General features: G+C 54.4%; 21 protein-coding genes, 1 pseudogene and 1 riboswitch. Of the genes and pseudogenes, 11 read left to right on the top strand and 11 right to left on the bottom strand.

Annotated elements, in window-relative coordinates; translation table 11 throughout:
* Positions 1–16: 16 nt before the first annotated feature.
* Positions 17–361 (top strand): RidA family protein, encoded by a 345-nt coding sequence (locus N7V53_RS10050; protein ID WP_279793262.1) that lies wholly within the window; start codon positions 17–19, stop codon positions 359–361.
* On the opposite strand, the gene N7V53_RS10045 is transcribed toward N7V53_RS10050, so the two are convergent.
* Positions 362–550, bottom strand: a complete 189-nt coding sequence (locus N7V53_RS10045; protein ID WP_023480153.1) for a YoaH family protein — start codon at positions 548–550, stop codon at positions 362–364. It abuts the gene before it with no gap.
* Between the two features lie 84 nt (positions 551–634).
* On the opposite strand from N7V53_RS10045, the gene pabB reads away from it, so the two are divergent.
* The 4 genes from pabB to N7V53_RS10025 all read left to right on the top strand — a co-directional run bounded on the left by pabB (position 635) and on the right by N7V53_RS10025 (position 5,885).
* Positions 635–1,984, top strand: coding sequence for an aminodeoxychorismate synthase component 1 (gene pabB, locus N7V53_RS10040; protein ID WP_279793261.1), 1,350 nt, complete (start codon positions 635–637; stop codon positions 1,982–1,984).
* Between the two features lie 3 nt (positions 1,985–1,987).
* Positions 1,988–2,566, top strand: a complete 579-nt coding sequence (locus tag N7V53_RS10035; protein WP_023480029.1) for a CoA pyrophosphatase — start codon at positions 1,988–1,990, stop codon at positions 2,564–2,566.
* Positions 2,567–2,741: 175 nt separating this feature from the next.
* Positions 2,742–4,106, top strand: coding sequence for an L-serine ammonia-lyase (gene sdaA / locus N7V53_RS10030; protein WP_279793260.1), 1,365 nt, complete (start codon positions 2,742–2,744; stop codon positions 4,104–4,106).
* Between the two features lie 165 nt (positions 4,107–4,271).
* Positions 4,272–5,885, top strand: a complete 1,614-nt coding sequence (locus N7V53_RS10025; RefSeq protein ID WP_279793259.1) for an EAL domain-containing protein — start codon at positions 4,272–4,274, stop codon at positions 5,883–5,885.
* On the opposite strand, the gene yoaE is transcribed toward N7V53_RS10025, so the two are convergent.
* A complete protein-coding gene (gene yoaE, locus N7V53_RS10020) occupies positions 5,867–7,426 on the bottom strand; it encodes a CNNM family cation transport protein YoaE (RefSeq protein WP_023480087.1) in 1,560 nt (519 codons plus the stop codon). The genes N7V53_RS10025 and yoaE overlap by 19 nt on opposite strands.
* Positions 7,427–7,881: 455 nt before the next feature.
* Here yoaE and manX point away from each other — a divergent pair, with 455 nt between their 5' ends.
* The 5 genes from manX to mntP all read left to right on the top strand — a co-directional run bounded on the left by manX (position 7,882) and on the right by mntP (position 12,045).
* Positions 7,882–8,856 (top strand): PTS mannose transporter subunit IIAB, encoded by a 975-nt coding sequence (gene manX / locus N7V53_RS10015; protein ID WP_023480026.1) that lies wholly within the window; start codon positions 7,882–7,884, stop codon positions 8,854–8,856.
* Between the two features lie 63 nt (positions 8,857–8,919).
* Positions 8,920–9,720 (top strand): PTS mannose/fructose/sorbose transporter subunit IIC, encoded by an 801-nt coding sequence (locus N7V53_RS10010; protein ID WP_279793258.1) that lies wholly within the window; start codon positions 8,920–8,922, stop codon positions 9,718–9,720.
* A gap of 12 nt (positions 9,721–9,732) precedes the next feature.
* A complete protein-coding gene (locus N7V53_RS10005; RefSeq protein WP_023480044.1) occupies positions 9,733–10,584 on the top strand; it encodes a PTS mannose transporter subunit IID in 852 nt (283 codons plus the stop codon).
* Between the two features lie 58 nt (positions 10,585–10,642).
* Complete coding sequence (locus N7V53_RS10000) at positions 10,643–11,101, top strand: DUF986 family protein (protein WP_279793257.1); 459 nt, start codon at positions 10,643–10,645, stop codon at positions 11,099–11,101.
* A 196-nt stretch (positions 11,102–11,297) separates the two neighbouring features.
* Positions 11,298–11,472, top strand: a riboswitch (yybP-ykoY riboswitch).
* Positions 11,473–11,478: 6 nt separating this feature from the next.
* Positions 11,479–12,045: a manganese efflux pump MntP gene (mntP, locus tag N7V53_RS09995; RefSeq protein ID WP_023480176.1), complete on the top strand. Its 567-nt coding sequence runs from the start codon at positions 11,479–11,481 to the stop codon at positions 12,043–12,045.
* On the opposite strand, the gene rlmA is transcribed toward mntP, so the two are convergent.
* From rlmA to mgrB, 6 genes and pseudogenes are all read right to left on the bottom strand, one after another.
* A complete protein-coding gene (gene rlmA, locus N7V53_RS09990; protein ID WP_279793256.1) occupies positions 12,042–12,857 on the bottom strand; it encodes a 23S rRNA (guanine(745)-N(1))-methyltransferase in 816 nt (271 codons plus the stop codon). The genes mntP and rlmA overlap by 4 nt on opposite strands.
* 146 nt (positions 12,858–13,003) lie before the next feature.
* Positions 13,004–13,213, bottom strand: a complete 210-nt coding sequence (cspE, locus tag N7V53_RS09985; protein WP_001062678.1) for a transcription antiterminator/RNA stability regulator CspE — start codon at positions 13,211–13,213, stop codon at positions 13,004–13,006.
* A gap of 41 nt (positions 13,214–13,254) precedes the next feature.
* A pseudogene (locus N7V53_RS09980) lies at positions 13,255–13,366 on the bottom strand (DUF2627 domain-containing protein); the annotation flags it as partial.
* A gap of 511 nt (positions 13,367–13,877) precedes the next feature.
* Positions 13,878–14,867, bottom strand: coding sequence for an MBL fold metallo-hydrolase (locus N7V53_RS09975; protein WP_279793255.1), 990 nt, complete (start codon positions 14,865–14,867; stop codon positions 13,878–13,880).
* 18 nt (positions 14,868–14,885) lie between these two features.
* Positions 14,886–15,176, bottom strand: coding sequence for a YebO family protein (locus N7V53_RS09970; protein ID WP_023480174.1), 291 nt, complete (start codon positions 15,174–15,176; stop codon positions 14,886–14,888).
* Positions 15,177–15,250: 74 nt separating this feature from the next.
* Positions 15,251–15,394, bottom strand: a complete 144-nt coding sequence (mgrB, locus tag N7V53_RS09965) for a PhoP/PhoQ regulator MgrB (protein WP_023480134.1) — start codon at positions 15,392–15,394, stop codon at positions 15,251–15,253.
* A gap of 162 nt (positions 15,395–15,556) precedes the next feature.
* Between mgrB and N7V53_RS09960 the strand changes: the two genes are divergently transcribed.
* Positions 15,557–15,796 carry a YobH family protein gene (locus N7V53_RS09960; protein ID WP_023480149.1) on the top strand — a complete coding sequence of 80 codons (240 nt, stop codon included), beginning with the start codon at positions 15,557–15,559 and terminating at the stop codon, positions 15,794–15,796.
* Positions 15,797–15,844: 48 nt separating this feature from the next.
* Here N7V53_RS09960 and kdgR read toward each other — a convergent pair whose 3' ends face one another.
* From kdgR to prc, 3 genes are all read right to left on the bottom strand, one after another.
* Entirely contained in the window at positions 15,845–16,636 is a 792-nt protein-coding gene (gene kdgR / locus N7V53_RS09955) for a DNA-binding transcriptional regulator KdgR (protein ID WP_023480031.1), read from the bottom strand.
* A gap of 257 nt (positions 16,637–16,893) precedes the next feature.
* On the bottom strand, positions 16,894–17,775 hold the full coding sequence (htpX, locus tag N7V53_RS09950) for a protease HtpX (RefSeq protein ID WP_094419640.1): 882 nt from the start codon (positions 17,773–17,775) through the stop codon (positions 16,894–16,896).
* Positions 17,776–17,970: 195 nt separating this feature from the next.
* The gene (prc, locus tag N7V53_RS09945) at positions 17,971–20,019 is read right to left on the bottom strand and encodes a carboxy terminal-processing peptidase (RefSeq protein ID WP_279793252.1); all 2,049 of its coding nucleotides are present in this window, start codon (positions 20,017–20,019) and stop codon (positions 17,971–17,973) included.
* Between the last annotated feature and the right edge of the window lie 10 nt (positions 20,020–20,029).

Below are 20,029 nucleotides of genomic sequence, written 5' to 3'. Positions count from 1 at the left end.
CAGGAAGGAAAAGGTGATGACAATTGTGCGTATTGACGCGGAAGCCCGCTGGTCTGATGTGGTGATCCATAACCAGACGCTTTACTACACTGGCGTGCCGGAAAACCTCGACGCCGACGCCTTTGAGCAGACGGCCAACACGCTGGCGCAGATTGACGCGGTGCTTGAAAAACAGGGCAGCGACAAGTCACGGATCCTCGATGCCACCATCTTTCTCGCCGACAGCGATGACTTTGCGGCGATGAATAGGGCCTGGGATGCGTGGGTGGTGGCGGGCCATGCACCGGTGCGCTGCACCGTGCAGGCGAAGCTGATGAATCCGCGTTATAAAGTTGAGATTAAGATTATCGCGGCGGTGTAATTACTCCTCCTCGTCTTCCTCATCTTCAAAGCGCGCCACGATCCGCTCACCGGTATGGCTGGCGCGCAGCTCTTGCGCCACAAGTGTAATGGCCTCGCCGCTGCTCATGCCGCCGGCCATAAGCTCCTGAATACGTTCGACTGCTTTCTGCTGCTGTTCGTGACTGAGGGCGGGTAATCCTGCAAACATGGTCAACTCCTGATAAATTATCGGCGCTAATTATTCCACGCGTCTGTGCACTACGCCAGCGAAGACGCTCAAGAGCCAGGAATCATGAAACAGTTAACGCCTGCCCAACTCTCGCTCCCGTGGCGCCGTGACGCCGCAGAGTTCTATTTCGCACCGCTCAGCGCGCAACCGTGGGCGATGCTGCTCCATTCGGGGCATGCCGATCATCCCCATAACCGTTTTGATATTTTAGTCGCCGATCCGCTCACGACGCTGACAACGCAGGGCGATATCACTTATCAGGACGGACGCGCGTCAGAAGGCGATCCGCTTGGGCTTTTGCAACAGGCGCTGGATGCATGCGGTCTGCATGCTGAACCCGCGAACGACCTTCCTTTCCAGGGTGGCGCGCTGGGCCTGTTTGGTTATGATCTCGGCCGCCGTTTTGAAAAACTGCCCTCACTGGCCGCAAAGGATATTGCCATCCCCGATATGGCGGTCGGTATCTATGACTGGGCGCTGATTGTTGATCACAAATTGCAGCGCGTAACGCTGTTAAGCCACCGCGATGTCAATGCGCGCCTGGCCTGGCTTGAGGCGCAGAGCGCGCCGCGACAGCCCGGGTTTCGCTTAACCTCCGCCTGGCAGGCCAATATGAGCCGCGCGGAGTATGGCGAAAAGTTTCGCCAGGTGCAGGCCTGGCTGCGCAGCGGCGACTGCTATCAGGTCAACCTCGCACAACGTTTTCAGGCGAGTTATAGCGGCGATGAGTGGCAGGCGTTTGTGCGCCTGAATGGTGAGAATCGCGCACCGTTTAGCGCCTTCCTGCGTTTGCCGCAAGGGGCGATCCTCAGCCTGTCGCCGGAGCGTTTTATTCGTCTGACCGGCGATGAGATTGAAACCCGTCCAATTAAAGGCACGCTGCCGCGTCTTGCGGATCCGCAAGCGGATGCTGAACAGGCCGCCCGCCTTGCCGCCTCGCCAAAAGATCGCGCCGAGAATGTGATGATTGTCGATCTGATGCGCAACGATATTGGTCGCGTGGCGGTGCCGGGTTCGGTGCAGGTGCCGGAGCTGTTCGTGGTGGAACCCTTCCCGGCGGTGCATCACCTGGTGAGCACCGTGACGGCGAAACTGCCGCCCGGACGACACGCAAGCGATCTGCTCCGCGCGGCGTTTCCCGGCGGGTCGATCACCGGTGCGCCGAAAGTGCGGGCAATGGCGATTATCGATGAACTGGAGCCGCACCGGCGCAATGCCTGGTGCGGCAGCATCGGCTACCTCAGCGTCTGCGGCAATATGGACACCAGTATCACCATCCGTACGATTACCGCCTGTGACGGGCAACTTTACTGCTCCGCAGGCGGCGGAATTGTCGCCGACAGCGACGAAGATGCGGAATATCAGGAAACCTTTGATAAAGTTAACCGTATCCTGCGGCAACTTGAGAGGTAATTCGTGGAGCAACCGGTGTTAACTCTGGATAACTTTTTATCACGCTTTCAGCTGATGCGCCCGCAGCTTAATGTCGCCACCCTGAATGCGCGCCAGGCAGCGGTGCTGGTGCCGATTGTGCGGCGTGAAGAGCCGGGCCTGCTGCTGACGCAGCGCTCAGCCATGCTGCGAAAACATGCCGGCCAGGTCGCCTTTCCCGGCGGCGCGGTCGACAGCACCGACGCCTCGCTTATTGCCGCCGCACTGCGTGAAGCGCAGGAAGAGGTAGCGATCCCGCCGGAGTCGGTCGAGGTGATTGGCGTCCTGCCACCCGTTGATAGCGTGACCGGCTTTCAGGTTACGCCAGTGGTCGGCATTATTCCGCCGGATCTCCCCTGGCGCGCCAGTGAAGATGAAGTGGCGGCGGTGTTTGAAATGCCGCTTGCCGAAGCGTTGCGACTTGGGCGTTATCATCCGCTGGATGTGCATCGCCACGGCAATGCCCACCGGGTGTGGTTATCCTGGTATCAGCATTATTTTGTCTGGGGCATGACGGCGGGGATTATCCGCTCGCTGGCGCTGCAAATCGGCGTGCGGCCATAAGCGCTATACTCTGTTTTGCGCACTTTGTGACGGCGCACTCGCTATTAGTTTAATAGAGGCCAGCGATTAGTTTAATTCATGTGAATAGTTAACCTGCTGGCACCCTTCCCTCTTACACTATGCGCAGTTATTACATCGTTACTGGAAACCCAGTAACCCTGTCAGGAGTGTAAATGTGATTAGTCTATTCGACATGTTCAAAGTGGGAATTGGTCCCTCCTCTTCCCACACTGTTGGCCCGATGAAGGCCGGGAAGCAGTTCGTCGATGATCTGGTCGAAAAAGGATTGCTGGAAAACACCACCCGCGTTGTGGTGGATGTTTACGGCTCACTCTCCCTTACCGGGAAAGGACACCATACCGATATCGCCATTATTATGGGTCTGGCAGGCAACGAGCCGGCCACTGTCGATATTGATGCGATCCCCGGTTTTATCCGCGATGTGGAAAACCGTGGGCGCTTGCTGCTGGCACAGGGTCGCCATGAAGTCGACTTCCCGCAGAATGATGGCATGCGTTTTCACAGCGATAACCTGTCGCTGCACGAAAACGGCATGCGCATTACCGCCCTGAACGGCGATGAGGCCGTTTACAGCAAAACCTACTACTCCATCGGCGGTGGCTTTATCGTTGATGAAGAGCATTTTGGCAAAGAGACGCTCGATTCTGTTTCTGTGCCTTACCCGTTCAACTCTGCGACGCAGATGCTGGAGTACTGCAAACAGACCGGGCTTTCTCTCTCCGGGATGGTGATGCAGAACGAACTGGCGCTGCACTCGAAAAAAGAGATTGAAGAGTACTTCGCCAACGTCTGGACCACCATGCGCGCCTGTATCGATCGCGGCATGAACACCGAAGGCGTGTTGCCGGGTCCGCTGCGCGTGCCGCGTCGCGCCTCTGCCCTGCGCCGCCTACTGGTCTCCAGCGATAAGCTCTCCAACGATCCGATGATCGTCGTGGACTGGGTCAACATGTTTGCGCTGGCGGTTAACGAAGAGAATGCGGCGGGCGGTCGCGTCGTGACGGCCCCGACCAACGGTGCCTGCGGTATCGTGCCGGCGGTGCTCGCTTATTACGACCACTTTATTGAGTCCGTCAGCCCGGATATCTATATTCGCTACTTCCTCGCTGCCGGAGCGATTGGTGCGCTCTATAAAATGAACGCCTCCATTTCCGGTGCGGAAGTGGGCTGCCAGGGCGAAGTGGGCGTTGCCTGCTCGATGGCGGCTGCGGGTCTGGCAGAGCTGCTGGGCGCCAGCCCGGAGCAGGTGTGCGTTGCGGCAGAGATTGGTATGGAGCACAACCTCGGTCTGACCTGCGATCCGGTCGCCGGCCAGGTGCAGGTTCCCTGCATTGAACGTAACGCGATTGCCTCGGTAAAAGCGATTAACGCCGCGCGGATGGCGATGCGCCGCACCAGCGCGCCGCGCGTCTCTCTCGACAAGGTTATCGAAACCATGTACGAGACCGGGAAGGATATGAACGCCAAGTACCGTGAAACCTCGCGCGGTGGTCTGGCGATCAAGGTGCAGTGCGACTAAACTCACCGCCCTCAGCGCCGTTCAACCGAACGGCGTTTTTTTTACCCGCTACGCCACAGTTCGAGAATATTCCCCGCCGTTTGTGCATAAGCTGAGCAATTCCCCGCTACACTTCAACTGTGCTGGCATGGCAATCAGGCCAGGGATAATACGGGCGATCGGCGCATGCAAACGGCTCAGCGGATCATCAAAAGCTATCGACAGCGGCGCGCCACGGTTTGCGTGCTGGCGGGCATTGTCGCGCTGATATTGACCCTCGCCTTTCGCTTTATTTCCGAGCGCAACCTCAACCAGCAGCGCGTCGCCTCTTTTACCCATCATGCGGTGGTAAATTTTGATCGCCTGCTGCTGCCGCTGGAATCGACCCGTAAGATGGTTTCGCCGCTGGTCGGCAAACCCTGTGACGGGGTGCATCTGCAACTGCGCAAAATCGCCGCCAGCCTGCAGACGGTGCGCTCCATTACGCTGGTCCACGATGGCATTCTCTACTGCTCGAGCATCTTTGGCGATCGTCATGTTCCTGTCCATCAGTTGCAACCGAGTCTGCCGGCGAAAACCACGCTGCTGGTCCTCTCCACGGACCAATCCCTGCTGAAAGATCGCCCGGTGCTGATCGTCTGGTTCCCCACCGCCGCCGACGGGCAGAGCGGCGTGATGGAAGTGGTCAATATTGAACTGCTGAGCCGCTTAATGCTCGAGCCGCAGCCGCCGCTTATCACCCGCGTTGCGATCTCCGTCGCCGGGCGGCATCTGGTACAGGGAAAAGGTCTGCTGGAAAGCTTACCGCTGGCCGAAAATGAGAAGCGCTATCAGCGCACCTCGCAATTCTTCCCTCTTTCAGTGAGCGTGAGTGGCCCGGGTGCAACGCGGCTGGCGCTGCAACACCTGCCTTCACAGCTGCCGCTGGCGCTGATGATTGCGCTATTAACCAGCGTGATTACCTGGTTTACCACCGCCAGCCGTATGAGCTTCGCCCGCGAGATTAACCTTGGCTTAACCGGCCGCGAATTTGCGCTCTTCTGCCAGCCGGTACTGCATGCCCAGAGCCTGAAGTGCGTCGGCGTGGAGATCCTGCTGCGCTGGCACAACCCGCGCCAGGGCGCGATTTCGCCGGAGGTGTTTATTCCTATCGCCGAGGCGCAGCATTTGATCGCCCCGCTGACCCGCTATGTGTTGACTGAGGTGCAGGCACACCGCCACCTCTTTCCGGACGACGCCCACTTTCATATCGGCATTAATGCCGCCCCCAGCCATCTGCGCGATGGCGAGTTACTGAAAGATCTGCACCGGTTGTGGTTTGTTCACCATCCGGTTCAGCAGTTGATTATTGAGTTGACCGAACGTGATGCGTTGCAGGATGTGGATCCGCGCATGATGCGCGAGCTGCATCATAACGGCGTGAAGATCGCGATTGATGATTTCGGCACCGGCAATAGCTCGCTGAGCTGGCTGGAGAAGCTGCAACCGGACATTCTGAAAATCGACAAATCCTATACCGTGGCGATCGGCACCGATGCGGTGAACTCCAGAGTGACCGATATTATTATCGCGCTCGCGCAGCGGCTGGATATTGAACTGGTGGCGGAAGGGGTAGAAACCCCGCAGCAGGCGCAATATTTGCGTCAGCAGGGGGTTCAGTCACTGCAGGGATATCTCTTTGCACAGCCGATGCCCATTGAGAATTTCCCGGCGTGGTTAGCCGGGAATGCGACGCCAGCCGCGCATGACGACCGGCTGGCACCGCTGATGACGATTGAGGATCACTCCTCTTCGTCGTGAGCCGGTTGCTCTTTAACAATACGCACCAGATCGACCCGGTAGTCGTTCGCTTCCATCACGGTGATATGCAACGGCGCAATGGCAAAAGTTTCGCCCACCGGCGGGATCTGCCCGCGCGCGGCAATGACAAGGCCTGCAACGGTAGCGATATCTTCCTCTTCATTGACGAAGTTATCGAGATCCAGCGTGTGTTGCAGCGCGTGCAGGTCGGTGGTGCCCTTCACCAGCCAGCCGTCGCCGTCGGCAATAATTTCCGGCGTTTCGTCCGCATCAGGGAATTCACCGGCAATCGCCTCCAGCACGTCCAGCGGCGTCACCAGCCCCTGCACGACACCAAACTCATTGGTAACAATCACGAAGCTGCCGCGCGCGCGGCGCAAGACCGCCAGCAGCTTGATCGGGTCGAGGGTTTCCGGCACCACAATCGCCGGCGATTCAGATGCAATCGCGGCAACATCGACGCCCTCTTCCAGCGACACCAGCAGCTCTTTGGCGCGCACAATACCGATCACTTCATCCAGTTCACCACGGCAGACCGGGAAGAGGCTGTGGGGGGAGGAGAGCAACTGCTGGCGGATCTCATCAACGCTCAGGTTGGCATCCACCCAGCTGATATCACCGCGCGGCGTCATAATGCTGCGCAGGGAACGGGAAGCCAGCGTCAGCACGCCGTTGATCATATAGCGCTCCTCTTCCGCAAACGCCCCTTCCGGCACTGTTACGGAAGCATCGCTGTCCGTCTCGGTTTGCGTCGTATTCTGACGACGACCGCCCATCAGACGCACAATCGCATCCGCGGTGCGCGCGCGCAGCGGCAGGCGCGACTGGTTGCGCAGAAAGTTACGGCGCGCAACTTGGTTAAAGAACTCAATGATGATGGAGAAGCCAATCGCGGCGTAGAGGTAGCCTTTCGGAATATGGAAGCCAAAGCCCTCTGCGACCAGGCTCAGACCAATCATCAGCAGGAAGCTCAGACAGAGCACCACGACCGTCGGATGCTGGTTCACAAACCTGGTCAACGGCTTCGAGGCCAGCAGCATTACCGCCATGGCGATTACTACTGCCGCCATCATCACCGGCAGGTGATTGACCATACCGACTGCGGTGATCACCGCATCGAGTGAGAAGACCGCATCGAGAATAACGATCTGCGTCACCACCACCCAGAAGCTGGCGTAGCCTTTGCCGTGCCCGCCATCGTGATCGCGGTTTTCCAGCCGTTCATGAAGCTCCGTGGTGGCCTTAAACAGTAAGAAAATACCGCCCAGCAGCATGATTAAATCACGGCCGGAGAAGGTAAGGTTCCACACAGAGAAGAGTGGCTGGGTAAGCGTGACCATCCATGAGATCAACGACAGCAGGCCAAGTCGCATCACCAGCGCCAGCGACAGACCGATCAAACGTGCTTTATCGCGCTGCTTCGGCGGCAGTTTATCGGCAAGAATGGCGATAAAGACCAGGTTATCGATACCCAGCACGATTTCCAGTACAACCAGCGTCAACAAACCGATCCAAATCTGCGGATCCATTAAGAATTCCATGACAGGCTCCTGTTCAGGAAAACAGTAGACGGCGCGCGAAAATGCGCAGGCGTGATGACATTGACTCTATTTGAAAGGGGGTGAAATTCACCGGAATGCGTGGCGCGGGACGGCCAAAAAGTGAACTGACGTCGGTGACGATCCATACGATGGGCTACTGCCCTTTACTCCTGGTAACTTAAACGGAGGTTAAACATAGCAAAGAGCCTGGGTAGCTGGCAAAGATTTACCAGACTTTGCAAAATGTATGGATATTTTGCGCTACAAAATTTCAATTTTATGAAACCTAAATTACGGATCTTCATCACATAAATTATTTTTTCACTCTCTAAAATAATTCGCGAAAGTTCCTAAACTTCTCTTTGAGTTTATCTCTGAATCGATTCGCTTTTTTGGTGCCGATTCACAATACATCCATCGCGTGGATGTTAACGACAAGAATAAGGAGGTAGCAAGTGACTATTGCTATTGTTATAGGCACACATGGTTGGGCGGCAGAACAACTGCTTAAAACCGCCGAGATGCTGCTCGGCGAGCAGGAGAATGTCGGATGGATCGATTTTGTTCCCGGCGAGAACGCGGAAACACTGATCGAAAAGTATCAGGCGCAGCTGGCAAAGCTGGATACTAATCAGGGCGTGCTGTTTCTCGTTGATACATGGGGTGGCAGCCCGTTTAACGCCGCCAGCCGCATTGTCGTCGATAAAGAGCATTATGAAGTAATCGCAGGCGTCAACATTCCGATGCTGGTCGAAACGCTGATGGCGCGTGATGACAACCCAACCTTCGATGAGCTGGTAGCGCTGGCCGTCGAGACCGGACGCGAAGGCGTGAAGGCGCTGAAAGCGCAGCCGGTGGAAAAACCCGCTCCCGCTGCGGTTCAGCCGACGGCAGCCCCGAAAGCCGCTACCCCCGCGAAACCAATGGGCCCGAACGACTATATGGTCATCGGTCTGGCGCGTATTGATGACCGCTTAATCCACGGCCAGGTCGCCACTCGCTGGACGAAAGAGACCAACGTCAACCGCATTATTGTTGTCAGCGATGAGGTGGCTGCGGATAACGTGCGCAAAACGTTGCTGACGCAGGTCGCGCCGCCGGGCGTAACGGCTCACGTTGTCGACGTCGCAAAAATGATCCGCGTCTATAACAACCCGAAATATGCCGGTGAACGCGTAATGCTGCTCTTCACCAACCCTACCGATGTCGAGCGCATCGTCGAGGGCGGCGTGAAAATTACCTCGGTTAATATTGGCGGTATGGCCTATCGTCAGGGCAAAACCCAGGTAAACAATGCTGTTTCCGTCGATGAGAAAGATATTGAGGCGTTTCGCAAACTCAACGATCGCGGCATTGAGCTGGAAGTCCGTAAAGTTTCAAACGATCCGAAACTGAAAATGATGGATTTGATCAGCAAAGTGGCGAAGTAACCGCGACGACCTGATTGACTCAGTTTTCACACTTACGTCTGATTTAGCTATAGGAGAAGTACAATGGAGATTACCACTCTTCAGATTGTGCTGGTGTTCGTCGTCGCATGTATTGCCGGTATGGAGTCGATACTTGACGAGTTCCAGTTCCACCGTCCGTTGGTGGCATGTACGTTAGTCGGTATCGTTCTGGGTGATATGAAAACCGGTATCATCATCGGCGGTACTCTGGAGATGATCGCCCTCGGCTGGATGAACATCGGTGCGGCGGTCGCGCCGGATGCCGCTCTGGCGTCGATTATTTCCACCATTCTGGTTATCGGCGGCCACCAGAGTATTGGTGCCGGTATCGCGCTGGCGATCCCGCTGGCAGCGGCAGGCCAGGTGCTGACCATTATCGTGCGTACCATTACCGTTGGTTTCCAGCACGCGGCAGATAAAGCCGCAGATAACGGTAACCTTACCGCCCTCTCCTGGATCCACGTCTCCTCCCTGTTCCTGCAAGCGATGCGTATCGCCATCCCGGCGGTGATTGTGGCTATCTCTGTCGGTACCAGCGAAGTGCAGAACATGCTCAACGCCATTCCGGAAGTGGTGACCAGCGGTCTGAATATCGCCGGTGGCATGATCGTGGTGGTCGGTTATGCGATGGTCATCAATATGATGCGCGCAGGCTATCTGATGCCGTTCTTCTACCTTGGTTTCGTGACCGCGGCCTTTACCAACTTCAACCTTGTTTCGCTGGGTGTGATCGGTGCCGTTATGGCCATTCTCTACATTCAGCTTAGCCCGAAATATAACCGCTCTGCAGGCGGCGCTGCGCCGGCCGCAGGTGCCAACGATCTTGATAACGAACTGGATTAACAGGTGAACGACATGGTTGATATGACGAAAACTCCGACTGAGAAAAAGCTCACCCAGAGTGATATTCGCAGCGTGTTCCTGCGTTCTAACCTCTTCCAGGGCTCGTGGAACTTCGAACGTATGCAGGCGCTCGGCTTCTGCTTCTCGATGGTACCGGCGATTAAACGCCTCTATCCGGAAAATAACGAAGCCCGCCGCCAGGCGATTAAGCGTCACCTGGAGTTCTTTAACACTCACCCTTACGTTGCTGCGCCGGTGCTTGGCGTGACGCTGGCGATGGAAGAGCAGCGTGCCAACGGCGCGGAGATCGATGATGGTGCCATTAACGGTATCAAAGTCGGTCTGATGGGGCCGCTGGCAGGCGTTGGCGACCCGATTTTCTGGGGTACTGTGCGTCCGGTCTTTGCAGCCCTCGGTGCCGGGATCGCCATGAGCGGCAGCCTGCTCGGCCCACTGCTCTTCTTCTTCCTCTTTAATATCGTGCGTCTTGCCACCCGTTATTACGGCGTTGCGTACGGTTATCGCAAAGGGATCGATATCGTTAAAGATATGGGCGGTGGTTTCCTGCAAAAACTGACCGAGGGGGCGTCAATTCTCGGCCTGTTTGTGATGGGGGCGCTGGTCAACAAGTGGACACACGTCAATATTCCGCTGGTGGTATCGGAAATTACCGACCAGACCGGTAAAACCACGGTGACCACGGTACAGACTATCCTCGACCAGCTGATGCCGGGTCTGGTGCCGCTGCTGCTGACCTTCGCCTGTATGTGGCTGCTGCGTAAAAAAGTGAACCCGCTGTGGATCATTGTCGGCTTCTTCGTGATTGGGATTGTCGGCTACGCTATCGGCCTGCTGGGTCTTTAAACGACGTTGTCATAACCGGGGGCGTGATTGCCCCCGGTTTTTTATTTAAGGAGACGAGATGACGATTACGGACAGCGTGCTGCTGCTGTTTGTCGCCGCCCTGCTGGCTTTTGCGCTGTATGACGAGGTGGTGATGCCCCGTCGAAAAGGCGAAACGTTGCTCACCGTTCCGCTGCTGCGCAGAAGCCGTACCGATGGTGCCATTTTTGTCGGCCTGCTGGTTATTCTGATTTATAACAACAGCGTCAATGGTGGTTCATCATTAACCATGTGGTTATTATTTGCGCTGGCGCTGCTGGGTATTTACCTTTTTTGGATCCGCGCCCCGAAAGCCATCTTTAAATCACACGGTTTCTTCTTTGCTAATGCATGGATTGAATATAACCGTATTAAAGAGATGAATTTATCGGAGGATGGCGTGCTGGTGATGCAATTAGAGCAGCGACGATTACTGATCCGTGTACGAAATATAGACGACCTCGAAAAAATCTACAGATTAATGGTTAAAACTCAATAAGTTAAACAATACCCTTCTCGATTTACCCTGCACAAAAAAGAGGCTTTAATATAGCCTCTGCTATATTTCCTGTAAGAAATTACCTATGTTTATTAACGTTATTTTCACGTCGCAAGCTAAATGACAATCGTTATCGGCGGGCCCCGCCATGAATATTCTTCTGCTGTTGTTTTATATTCTAAAAATATGGTAAGGTGCGTCCGTCGTTGGGGAGTAGCCGATTTCCGCCGTGCGGAAATGTACGTGTCAACATACTCGTTGCAAAACGTGGCACGTACGGACTGAACATTTTCAGTCAGGCGAGACCATTGACACACCAACTGCTGTTTACTGGGGGCAGTGGTGTGTTATATGGAACTCCCGGTCAGGACGCACAGATGAATTTATCCGCCACCCTGCTTCTCGCCTTTGGTATGTCGATGGACGCCTTCGCCGCCTCTATCGGTAAAGGTGCGACGCTCCGCAATCCTAAATTTTCCGACGCCCTGCGCACTGGTCTTATCTTTGGCGCGATTGAAACCATAACCCCTTTGCTGGGCTGGGGTCTCGGGATGCTCGCCTCACAATTTGTCCTCGAGTGGAATCACTGGATAGCCTTCGTGCTGCTGGCGTTTCTTGGCAGCAGGATGGTGCTGGAAGGCGTACGCGGTAACGATGATTGCGACGCCGAAATGCCGCACCGCCACGGTTTCTGGTTGCTGGTCACCACCGCGATTGCCACCAGCCTGGATGCAATGGCCGTTGGCGTCGGGCTCGCGTTCCTGCAGGTCAATATTCTCACTACCGCGCTGGCAATTGGCTGCGCAACGCTGATCATGTCGACCCTTGGCATGATGGTGGGCCGGTTTATCGGCCCGCTACTCGGCAAACGCGCCGAGATCCTCGGCGGCGTCGTGCTCATTGGTATCGGCGTGCAGATCCTCTACAGCCACTTTGCTGGCTAGCTTTTCCGCCGTAAACAGTGGATGGTGAAATCCGTCTGGCAGCGAAACGTTTTTGCCGCCGCCAGCTGTTGCCACACTTCCGGCTTTGCCCGCCAGGCAAACGGCGTCATTTGCAGTAGCGCAACCGCCTCTTCGCCGGTCAGTTCCATTTCATAAGCGAGTGACTGTTCGGAAATAAGCGTAAACCCTTCGATCTCACCGCTGTTTGGCGCGTGCAGCTGCACCTCATCATAAATAAGCCCCTTCAGCTCCATTAAATGGCGCGGCCCGGGTGCGGCGGTGATTACCACGCCCTGCGGTTTCACCACGCGGGCCAGCTCCTGCGCTTTACAGGGTGCATAAATGCGCACCAGCCCATCAATGCTGTTATCGTCAAAAGGCAAGCGGTGGCTGGAGGCGACACAAAACATCACCTGCGGATAGCGTTTTGCTGCTGCGCGAATCGCCGCTTTCGAGACATCCAGACCTACAGTTTGCGCGCCGCGCGCGCGGCCTACCCCGGCAAATGCCTGCGTGTAGTACCCTTCCCCACAGCCGATATCAAGCAGCGCCGTCGCCTCTGCTGGCAACGTCTCTTCAAACAGGCTACATATTTTATCGCGCAGCGGCTGATAGTGTCCGGCGTCAAGAAATGCACGGCGCGCATGCATCATTTCAGCGTTATCACCGGGATCGCGGGAGCGTTTATGCTGAACGGGTAATAGATTGACGTAGCCCTCTTTGGCGATATCGAACTGATGCCGCTGCGGACAGATAAATGCGCACTCGTGGCGGCTTAACGGTGCGTGGCAAAGGGGGCAACTGAATGGCATAAACACTCCGGGGAGACAGACTTTTTCAAAGGGCGAAGTGTACCGTCAAATGTTGCAGCAGGGAAAATAAAAAGCCCCGCACAGTGGCGAGGCTTGATAACTGACATTGATACGCGAAACGCGTCTCAAGCTCAGAGGTGTCGAAATCAGATAGCAGTTACGTTAACTGCAGCCGGGCCTTTCTGACCGTCCTGAATTTCAAACTCAACGTTCTGGCCTTCAGCCAGAGTTTTGAAGCCGTTACCCTGGATAGCAGAGAAATGTACGAATACATCTTTGCTGCCGTCAGCCGGAGTAATGAAACCAAAACCTTTAGACTCGTTGAACCACTTAACTTGACCTTTAATCTTTGCCATTTGCAAAATTCCTTAATGTATATACTTCGCCCGCAGGCATTGACTGAGAAAACTGAGACATTACTGCTTGAGGCACTAATATAAGGTTCGGCAGAGAAGCTGTATTCAACGAAACGTTTTACTCAGGACTTCTTTACTGAAAATGCCACACATAAACAGAATTGTACCTCGATTGACCCACAACGTGTTATCACATAATACGTAAACTATGGCAAGCCATTTTTAGATATGTCTCGATCCACCGCACAAATTCTAAGGGTATCGAAACAACCACTGTTCATTTATTCACTTCAATGACCGTTATAGCAGCCGCTGCACCAGCAGGTTTACCCGCTAAACGTAGACCATTTCTTTCTATTCATCAAGCAGTTCCATGCACTTACCGGGTGGCCGGAACCCTCATGCGTTTCGCTTATATGCTAAGAACTTTCTGCGAATAGTTATGCTGTTTATTCGATTAGGAAGATTCTTAAATGATTAATGAGCCGGGACGAAACTATTGCTCAGGTTAACTATGAATAATTACTGAGCGAATAAGCGCAGGCGTGCACCAAAATAATGAAATTATGATGACACTGCATCATTTAAAGGCAATAAAACGTTTCGCGTAAAACAAAAGCGCACAATTTTAATACGGCTTACTTTTTATGGCGCTCGGCTTAAATTACGGCAGGGATAAATATTGACCAATTTTCAGGATCCTGAAGTTATCATTTTCTTCACCCGCTTCGCTTAAAGCGCGGCGTAACTCCAGCACCGGCTCGTCCAGTGATTCATCGGCCAGTTCAAATACGCCCCAGTGGATGGGAAAAGCCAGCGGTGAACCTAATTGCTGCCACAGCGACACCGCACTTTGGGGATCCATATGGTTTATCGACATGAACCAGCGCGGTGCATACGCACCAACGGGCAGCGCGATCGCATCAATTTCTCCAAGACGTTGCGGGATCTGCAGAAGCGTGGTGCTGTAGCCGGTGTCACCTGCAAACCAGAAACGCGATGCGCGTGATTCAACAACCCAGCCGCACCATAACGAGCGGTTACGATCCCACGGGGTGCGCATACTCCAGTGCTGAGCGGGAACAGCGGTTAAATGTAAGTCATCAAGCGAGGCTTGCTGCCACCAGTCCAGTTCAGTGACAAAACGCGCGCCGAAACGACGGAGCGTGTCACCCAACCCGAGAGGGACAAAAAGCTTTACCTCAGGAAACCGGCGAAGCAGTGCGCGGATTGTCCAGCGGTCCAGATGATCGTAATGGTTGTGAGAGATAAGTATGGCATCCAGGGCGGGAAGATCGTCAATGGCCAATGCCGGCGGCGTACGCCGCTGAGGCCCGGCGAAACGCAGCGGGGAGGCGCGCCGGGAAAACACAGGGTCGGTGAGCACATATTTTCCCTGCATGCGTAAAAGCACAGAGGCATGACCAAGCCACCAGAGGCCATCGTCACCCGCTGCAATCTCGGCTTTTTGCCACCAGGCTTCAGTAAAGGCGTCATATCCTGCGAGTGGTGGACGGGGAAGCCCGGCAGCTTTGCGTTCCTGACGCCAGCGTTTTACATCGCCGGGTTGATGCGCTACTGCCGTCGGGTTACAAAAACCATCGGGCGTATGGTGGGAGAGCGCGGGGTCATACCAGGGGTTTTTCCAGGCCATCTCTCCCCTCCTTTCAGGTTATCGTTCAGCCACCAGCCGGATAAACTCCTCGTCTTCACCCTTAGTCTTACTTTTTTCGACATCGGGGAGAGCAGCTTTTTCTGGCTCATTCGCTTCACAAAGTCGGCGCAGCAGCGCATTTTGCCGTTTTTGCTGATCGAGCAGCGCTTCCAGCAGTTCAATCTGCTCGTTCGTACGTGAACTGGCACGATTGATAAAGAACCACAGCACCAGACCAATAACCAGAACCACCACAGAAACCAGCATAGACGCAAAATTTAACGCGCCAGAATTTAAGATTTCGTTCATTTCACACCCTCAAAGTAGACGCGGCATTTTACCACTGGCACTCAGGAAGGAAATCTTTCACTGCAGAAATGCGCTTACCAGGGGATGAATTTATTGATGACACAGATGCCGCTGAAAAATTGTACATCCTGATCGCACATCACATTGATCATTTGAGTCCATAGCAGCAGGCAGACCACCACCACGGCAATCAGCAACAGCCATCTAAATTTTCTCACTCCACTCTCCGAAACATTTCAAGGTGTAACCACACTAACACGGCTTCCTTAAACAGCGGGTAACTGTACCCCCTTTCGGTATTTTTAGGAATGTGTGACTTGTTTCAGCCAATAAAAGACGTAGCCTTAATGCCAGACTTAATCGATGTGCAAGGAGCAAACATGCGTACACTTATTCGAGGCGTTGTCGTTATCGCGCTGTTGTGGATCGGGCTCTTGCTGAGCGGTTATGGCGTGCTGATTAACAGTAAAGAGAATGCAGCAGGCCTTGGTTTACAGTGTAAATATGCGACCGCGCGCGGCACCAGCACGGCGCAATATGTTCATTCAAATAACGGATTTTTTGGCCTTGCCAACTGCCCGCTGATGCGTAAAAGCGAAAACGTGATTGATAACGGCTGATTTTTGCCATGAAAAAGCCGCCCTTCGGGGCGGCTTTTTTGACAATTATCAGAACGGATAGTCGTTATAACCCATCTGTTCAGAAATTTTGCGCGCTGCCTGATGCAGCATTGCAACGTATTCGTGCAGACGCTCTTCGGAGAAACGCAGGGTCGGGAAAGAGATGCTCAGACCGGCGATAACCACGCCAAAACGGTCAAACACCGGTACACCGATGCAGCGTAATCCCTCTTCCTGCTCTTCATTATCTTCGCCGTAGCCCTGCTCGCGAACGATATCGAGCATCGGCAGCAGATCTTCAGTGCTGGTAATGGTGCGATCGGTGCTGCGCTTATATTCAACGCCTTCCAGAATCTGTTTCACTTCATCGCGATCGCGCCAGGCCAGCAGCACTTTACCAATCGCGGTACTATAGAGCGGATTGCGACGCCCGATACGCGAATACATGCGCAGGTTATACATCGAATCGATTTTGTGAATATAAACGATGCTGTCTTCATCGAGAGCACCCAGATGGATGGTCTCTTTCGTCAGGCGAGAGAGTTCACGCATCTGGATATCCGCGCTGCGGATTAAATCAACGTTTTGCAGCGCACGCGCGCCAAGTTCAAATAACTTCAGCGTCAGGGAATATTTCTCTGACTCCCCTTCCTGTGCCACATAACCTAACGATTTCATGGTCTGCAAAAAGCGATAAACGGTGCTTTTTGACATCATGACGCGCTGTGAAAGCTCGGTAATGCCGATTTCACGCTCTTCGCCCAAAGCCTGCAGAATGCCAAAGACCTTCAGTACAGAAGAGACAGAATCTGGCTGCTTGTCCAAATCCGCGATTGCCATTAATTACCTCATCGCCTGTGTTTTATAAAAATCAGAATAGGTTTTTATTATAAATTCGTCGACCATCCGCCGCAATGCGCGAATGCCTGGTTCGTTACAAATCTGCGACATTACGCCTGATACCATGCTGGCAGAAAGTATTACGCGATAATCTGCTGGATTCGCTGCGTACTACTCCTGGTATTCCTGCCGGTCAGCGCTGTTTATAACAATAAAAAAGCGCGTCAATGGACGCGCTTTATCTTTGGTGGCGGTAATTACTTCAGGTATGCCCCGGAACGTAACGCTTCAATACGTTTATCCAGCGGCGGGTGCGTCATAAAGAGTTCGCTCAGCGATTTTGACTTACCGTTGATGCAAAACGCCATCATGCTGCTAGCTTCCTGCGGCTCATAGCTGGTTTTCAGCCTTTGCAGCGCAGCAATCATCTTCTCGCGACCTACCAGACGGGCTGAACCCGCATCGGCATGGAATTCACGGTAGCGGGAGAACCACATGGTGATAACGCTCGCCAGGATACCAAACACCAGCTCGAGCACCGTCGCGACGGCAAAGTAGACCAGCGGATTGCCGTTGCTCTCTTCGCCCTCATCGCGGTCTCCACCCATGAAGCCTGCGGCAATCTGGGCAATAATGCGGGAGATAAAGATAACGAAGGTGTTCACAATCCCCTGAATCAGCGTCATGGTCACCATGTCACCGTTGGCAATATGGCTGATCTCATGAGCGATGACCGCTTCGGCCTCATCGCGGCTCATGTTTTGCAACAGGCCGGTACTGACGGCGACCAGGGAAGCATCACGGCGGGCACCGGTGGCGAAGGCGTTAATATCCGGCGCGTGATAAATCGCCACCTGCGGCATCGCAATGCCTGCCTGGCGAGACTGCTGTGCAACGGTCTCCATCAGCCAGCGCTCCATATCGTTGCGCGGCTGCTCAATCACTTCACCACCTACAGATTTCAGCGCCATCCATTTCGACATCAACAGCGAAATGAACGAGCCGCCAAAACCGAACAGCAGCGCCATAATCATTAACCCCTGAACGCTGCTCGACTGAATGCCCGTCAGGCTAAGCACAAGGCCGAACACCAACATGACAGCCAGGTTAGTCAACAGGAAGAGCGCGATTCGCATCATAATTTTCTTTTAACCTCGATTTAACAAAACGCACTATGCGGTTATCCACATCGTATGGGCGTGCGGGCTATTTTCAAGCAACAATGCCGCGTAAGTCACGAGAAAAACACAACTTTACACTTTGTAGCAGGATGCTTACGAGGAGGAGGTGTTGTTAAAAAAACAGGCACAATTTCTTGTGCCTGTTGGGAGGAGTTACTTAGCAGAGGCGGTTGATTCCGCGGGCTGATCTTTTTCAAGATGCGCCAGGTCGAGCGCGATATGCACCGTCTCATCAAGATAGGGATCCGGCTCCTGATAATCCTTCGGCAAATCGTCCAGTTTCTTCAACGGCGGCTTGCCTTCGCGCTTGAAGCGATCGTTGAGACGCGAAAGACGAATAGCATCATCTTCAGCATTCTCTTTTTCACGCTGCGCCAGGTTCAGCGAGACCATATCGCGTTTCGCTTTCAGGGCTTCAAAACGCGCAATGTCCTTATTGATGTACTGGAACTCAGGATCTTTGGCGATACGCTCATCGTGCTTTTTCAGCAGCTCAGGACCGAAAGGTTTCAAATCGCCGGCGCGCACAAAAGTGGCAGCATTGATGCTGTCCCACGGCAGTGCGTTATCCTCGAATTTCTCCCCGGTTTCCGTTACCTGCGTGCCGGTCGGCATGATGATATCCGGCGTTACGCCTTTACGCTGCGTACTGCCGCCGTTCACACGATAGAATTTCTGGATGGTGTACTGCACCGAACCCAGCGCTGGCCATTCCGGGCGCAACATCTGATCGTAGATACGGTTAAGGGAGCGGTACTGCTGCACGGTGCCTTTACCGAAAGTCGGTTCGCCGACAATCAGCGCGCGGCCATAATCCTGCATTGCCGCCGCGAAGATCTCCGATGCCGAGGCGCTGAAGCGGTCAACCAGCACCACCAGCGGTCCTTTGTAGTAGACCACGCCATCGGTATCGCTATCTTCACGCACTTTGCCGTTATTATCGCGTACCTGCACTACCGGGCCGGACGGGATAAACAGGCCGGAGAGCGACACTGCTTCCGTCAGCGCCCCGCCACCGTTAGCACGCAGATCGATAATCACGCTCTTGACGTTCTGTTTTTCCAGCTTTTGCAGCTGCACTTTCACGTCATCGGTCAGGCCAACGTAGAAACCAGGAATATCCAGCACGCCGACTTTTTCTTTGCCGATGGTTTTAACCGACATTTTCACTGCGCGATCTTCAAGACGGATGCGCTCGCGCGTCAGCGTAACAATGCGCGTTTTCGTCCCCTTGCCCGCAGGCAGGATCTCAAGACGCACTTTGCTGCCTTTCGGCCCTTTAATCAGCGCAACGACGTCGTCAAGACGCCAGCCGATCACATCGACCATATTCTGCCCGGTCTGACCGACACCAACGATGCGATCGCCGACGGTAATGGCTTTGCTCTTCGCCGCCGGACCACCAGCAACCATCGAGTTGATGACCGTATAGTCATCATCGCCCTGCAACACCGCGCCAATCCCCTCAAGCGAGAGGCTCATTTCGGTGTTGAACTGCTCGGTATTGCGCGGCGACAGGTAGTTGGTGTGCGGATCGATTTCACGCGCAAAGGCGGTCATCGCCAGCGAGAAGACATCTTCGCTGTTGGTTTGCGCCAGACGGCGAATGGCGAACTTATAGCGACGAGAGAGGGTCTCGCGGATCTCTTTCTCATCTTTACCGGTGAGCTTAAGGCTCAGTTCGTCATATTTAACCTTGCTGTCCCACAGCGCATTCAGCTCGGCCTCATCTTTAGGCCATGGTGCTTTGCTGCGATCGAGGTTAAACGAGTCGTTACCGGTGAAATCCATCGGCCGCTCCAGCACTTTAAGAGCGTACTGGTAGCGCTCAAAACGGCGCTGCTGCGCTTTATTGTAGAGGTCGTAAAAGACGTCCAGCTTGCCGCTGCGCAGCTCGTCACCAATCTCATTTTTCTTCTGCGAGAACTGCTCAACGTCGCTGGCCAGCAGGACGTTGTGGCTGTAATCAAGCAGATTAAGATAGCGGGTGAAAATCTTCGCAGAGAAGGCGTTGTCCAGATCGAACTGGCGATAGTGGGAGCGAGTGAAACGCGAAGTGACGCGCTCGCTCACCGTGGCGTGCTGCGTCTCTTCTTTTAACACCGGGATTTGATCGGCCCGGGTAATATCTTCCACAGCCAGGGCGTGGCCTGTTACGAATAACAGGCCTGCCAACGCTGTGCGCTTAAACAAAGTGTTCATGCCAGGCCAG

The sequence above is a fragment of the Kosakonia sp. HypNH10 genome (genome assembly GCF_029850615.1).
GTDB lineage: Bacteria > Pseudomonadota > Gammaproteobacteria > Enterobacterales > Enterobacteriaceae > Kosakonia > Kosakonia cowanii.
The sequence above is the reverse complement of the archived record's forward strand: the minus strand, read 5'-3'. Positions and strand labels throughout refer to the sequence as shown.

Excerpts from the sequence above, each read along its gene's own strand:
- N7V53_RS10050 (WP_279793262.1), top strand. The coding sequence starts at position 17 with ATGACAATTGTGCGTATTGACGCGGAAGCCCGCTGGTCTGATGTGGTG.
- N7V53_RS10045 (WP_023480153.1), bottom strand. The coding sequence starts at position 550 with ATGTTTGCAGGATTACCCGCCCTCAGTCACGAACAGCAGCAGAAAGCA.
- pabB (WP_279793261.1), top strand. The coding sequence starts at position 635 with ATGAAACAGTTAACGCCTGCCCAACTCTCGCTCCCGTGGCGCCGTGAC.
- N7V53_RS10025 (WP_279793259.1), top strand. The coding sequence starts at position 4,272 with ATGCAAACGGCTCAGCGGATCATCAAAAGCTATCGACAGCGGCGCGCC.
- yoaE (WP_023480087.1), bottom strand. The coding sequence starts at position 7,426 with ATGGAATTCTTAATGGATCCGCAGATTTGGATCGGTTTGTTGACGCTG.
- N7V53_RS10010 (WP_279793258.1), top strand. The coding sequence starts at position 8,920 with ATGGAGATTACCACTCTTCAGATTGTGCTGGTGTTCGTCGTCGCATGT.
- N7V53_RS10005 (WP_023480044.1), top strand. The coding sequence starts at position 9,733 with ATGGTTGATATGACGAAAACTCCGACTGAGAAAAAGCTCACCCAGAGT.
- N7V53_RS10000 (WP_279793257.1), top strand. The coding sequence starts at position 10,643 with ATGACGATTACGGACAGCGTGCTGCTGCTGTTTGTCGCCGCCCTGCTG.
- mntP (WP_023480176.1), top strand. The coding sequence starts at position 11,479 with ATGAATTTATCCGCCACCCTGCTTCTCGCCTTTGGTATGTCGATGGAC.
- rlmA (WP_279793256.1), bottom strand. The coding sequence starts at position 12,857 with ATGCCATTCAGTTGCCCCCTTTGCCACGCACCGTTAAGCCGCCACGAG.
- cspE (WP_001062678.1), bottom strand. The coding sequence starts at position 13,213 with ATGGCAAAGATTAAAGGTCAAGTTAAGTGGTTCAACGAGTCTAAAGGT.
- N7V53_RS09975 (WP_279793255.1), bottom strand. The coding sequence starts at position 14,867 with ATGGCCTGGAAAAACCCCTGGTATGACCCCGCGCTCTCCCACCATACG.
- N7V53_RS09970 (WP_023480174.1), bottom strand. The coding sequence starts at position 15,176 with ATGAACGAAATCTTAAATTCTGGCGCGTTAAATTTTGCGTCTATGCTG.
- N7V53_RS09960 (WP_023480149.1), top strand. The coding sequence starts at position 15,557 with ATGCGTACACTTATTCGAGGCGTTGTCGTTATCGCGCTGTTGTGGATC.
- kdgR (WP_023480031.1), bottom strand. The coding sequence starts at position 16,636 with ATGGCAATCGCGGATTTGGACAAGCAGCCAGATTCTGTCTCTTCTGTA.
- htpX (WP_094419640.1), bottom strand. The coding sequence starts at position 17,775 with ATGATGCGAATCGCGCTCTTCCTGTTGACTAACCTGGCTGTCATGTTG.
- prc (WP_279793252.1), bottom strand. The coding sequence starts at position 20,019 with ATGAACACTTTGTTTAAGCGCACAGCGTTGGCAGGCCTGTTATTCGTA.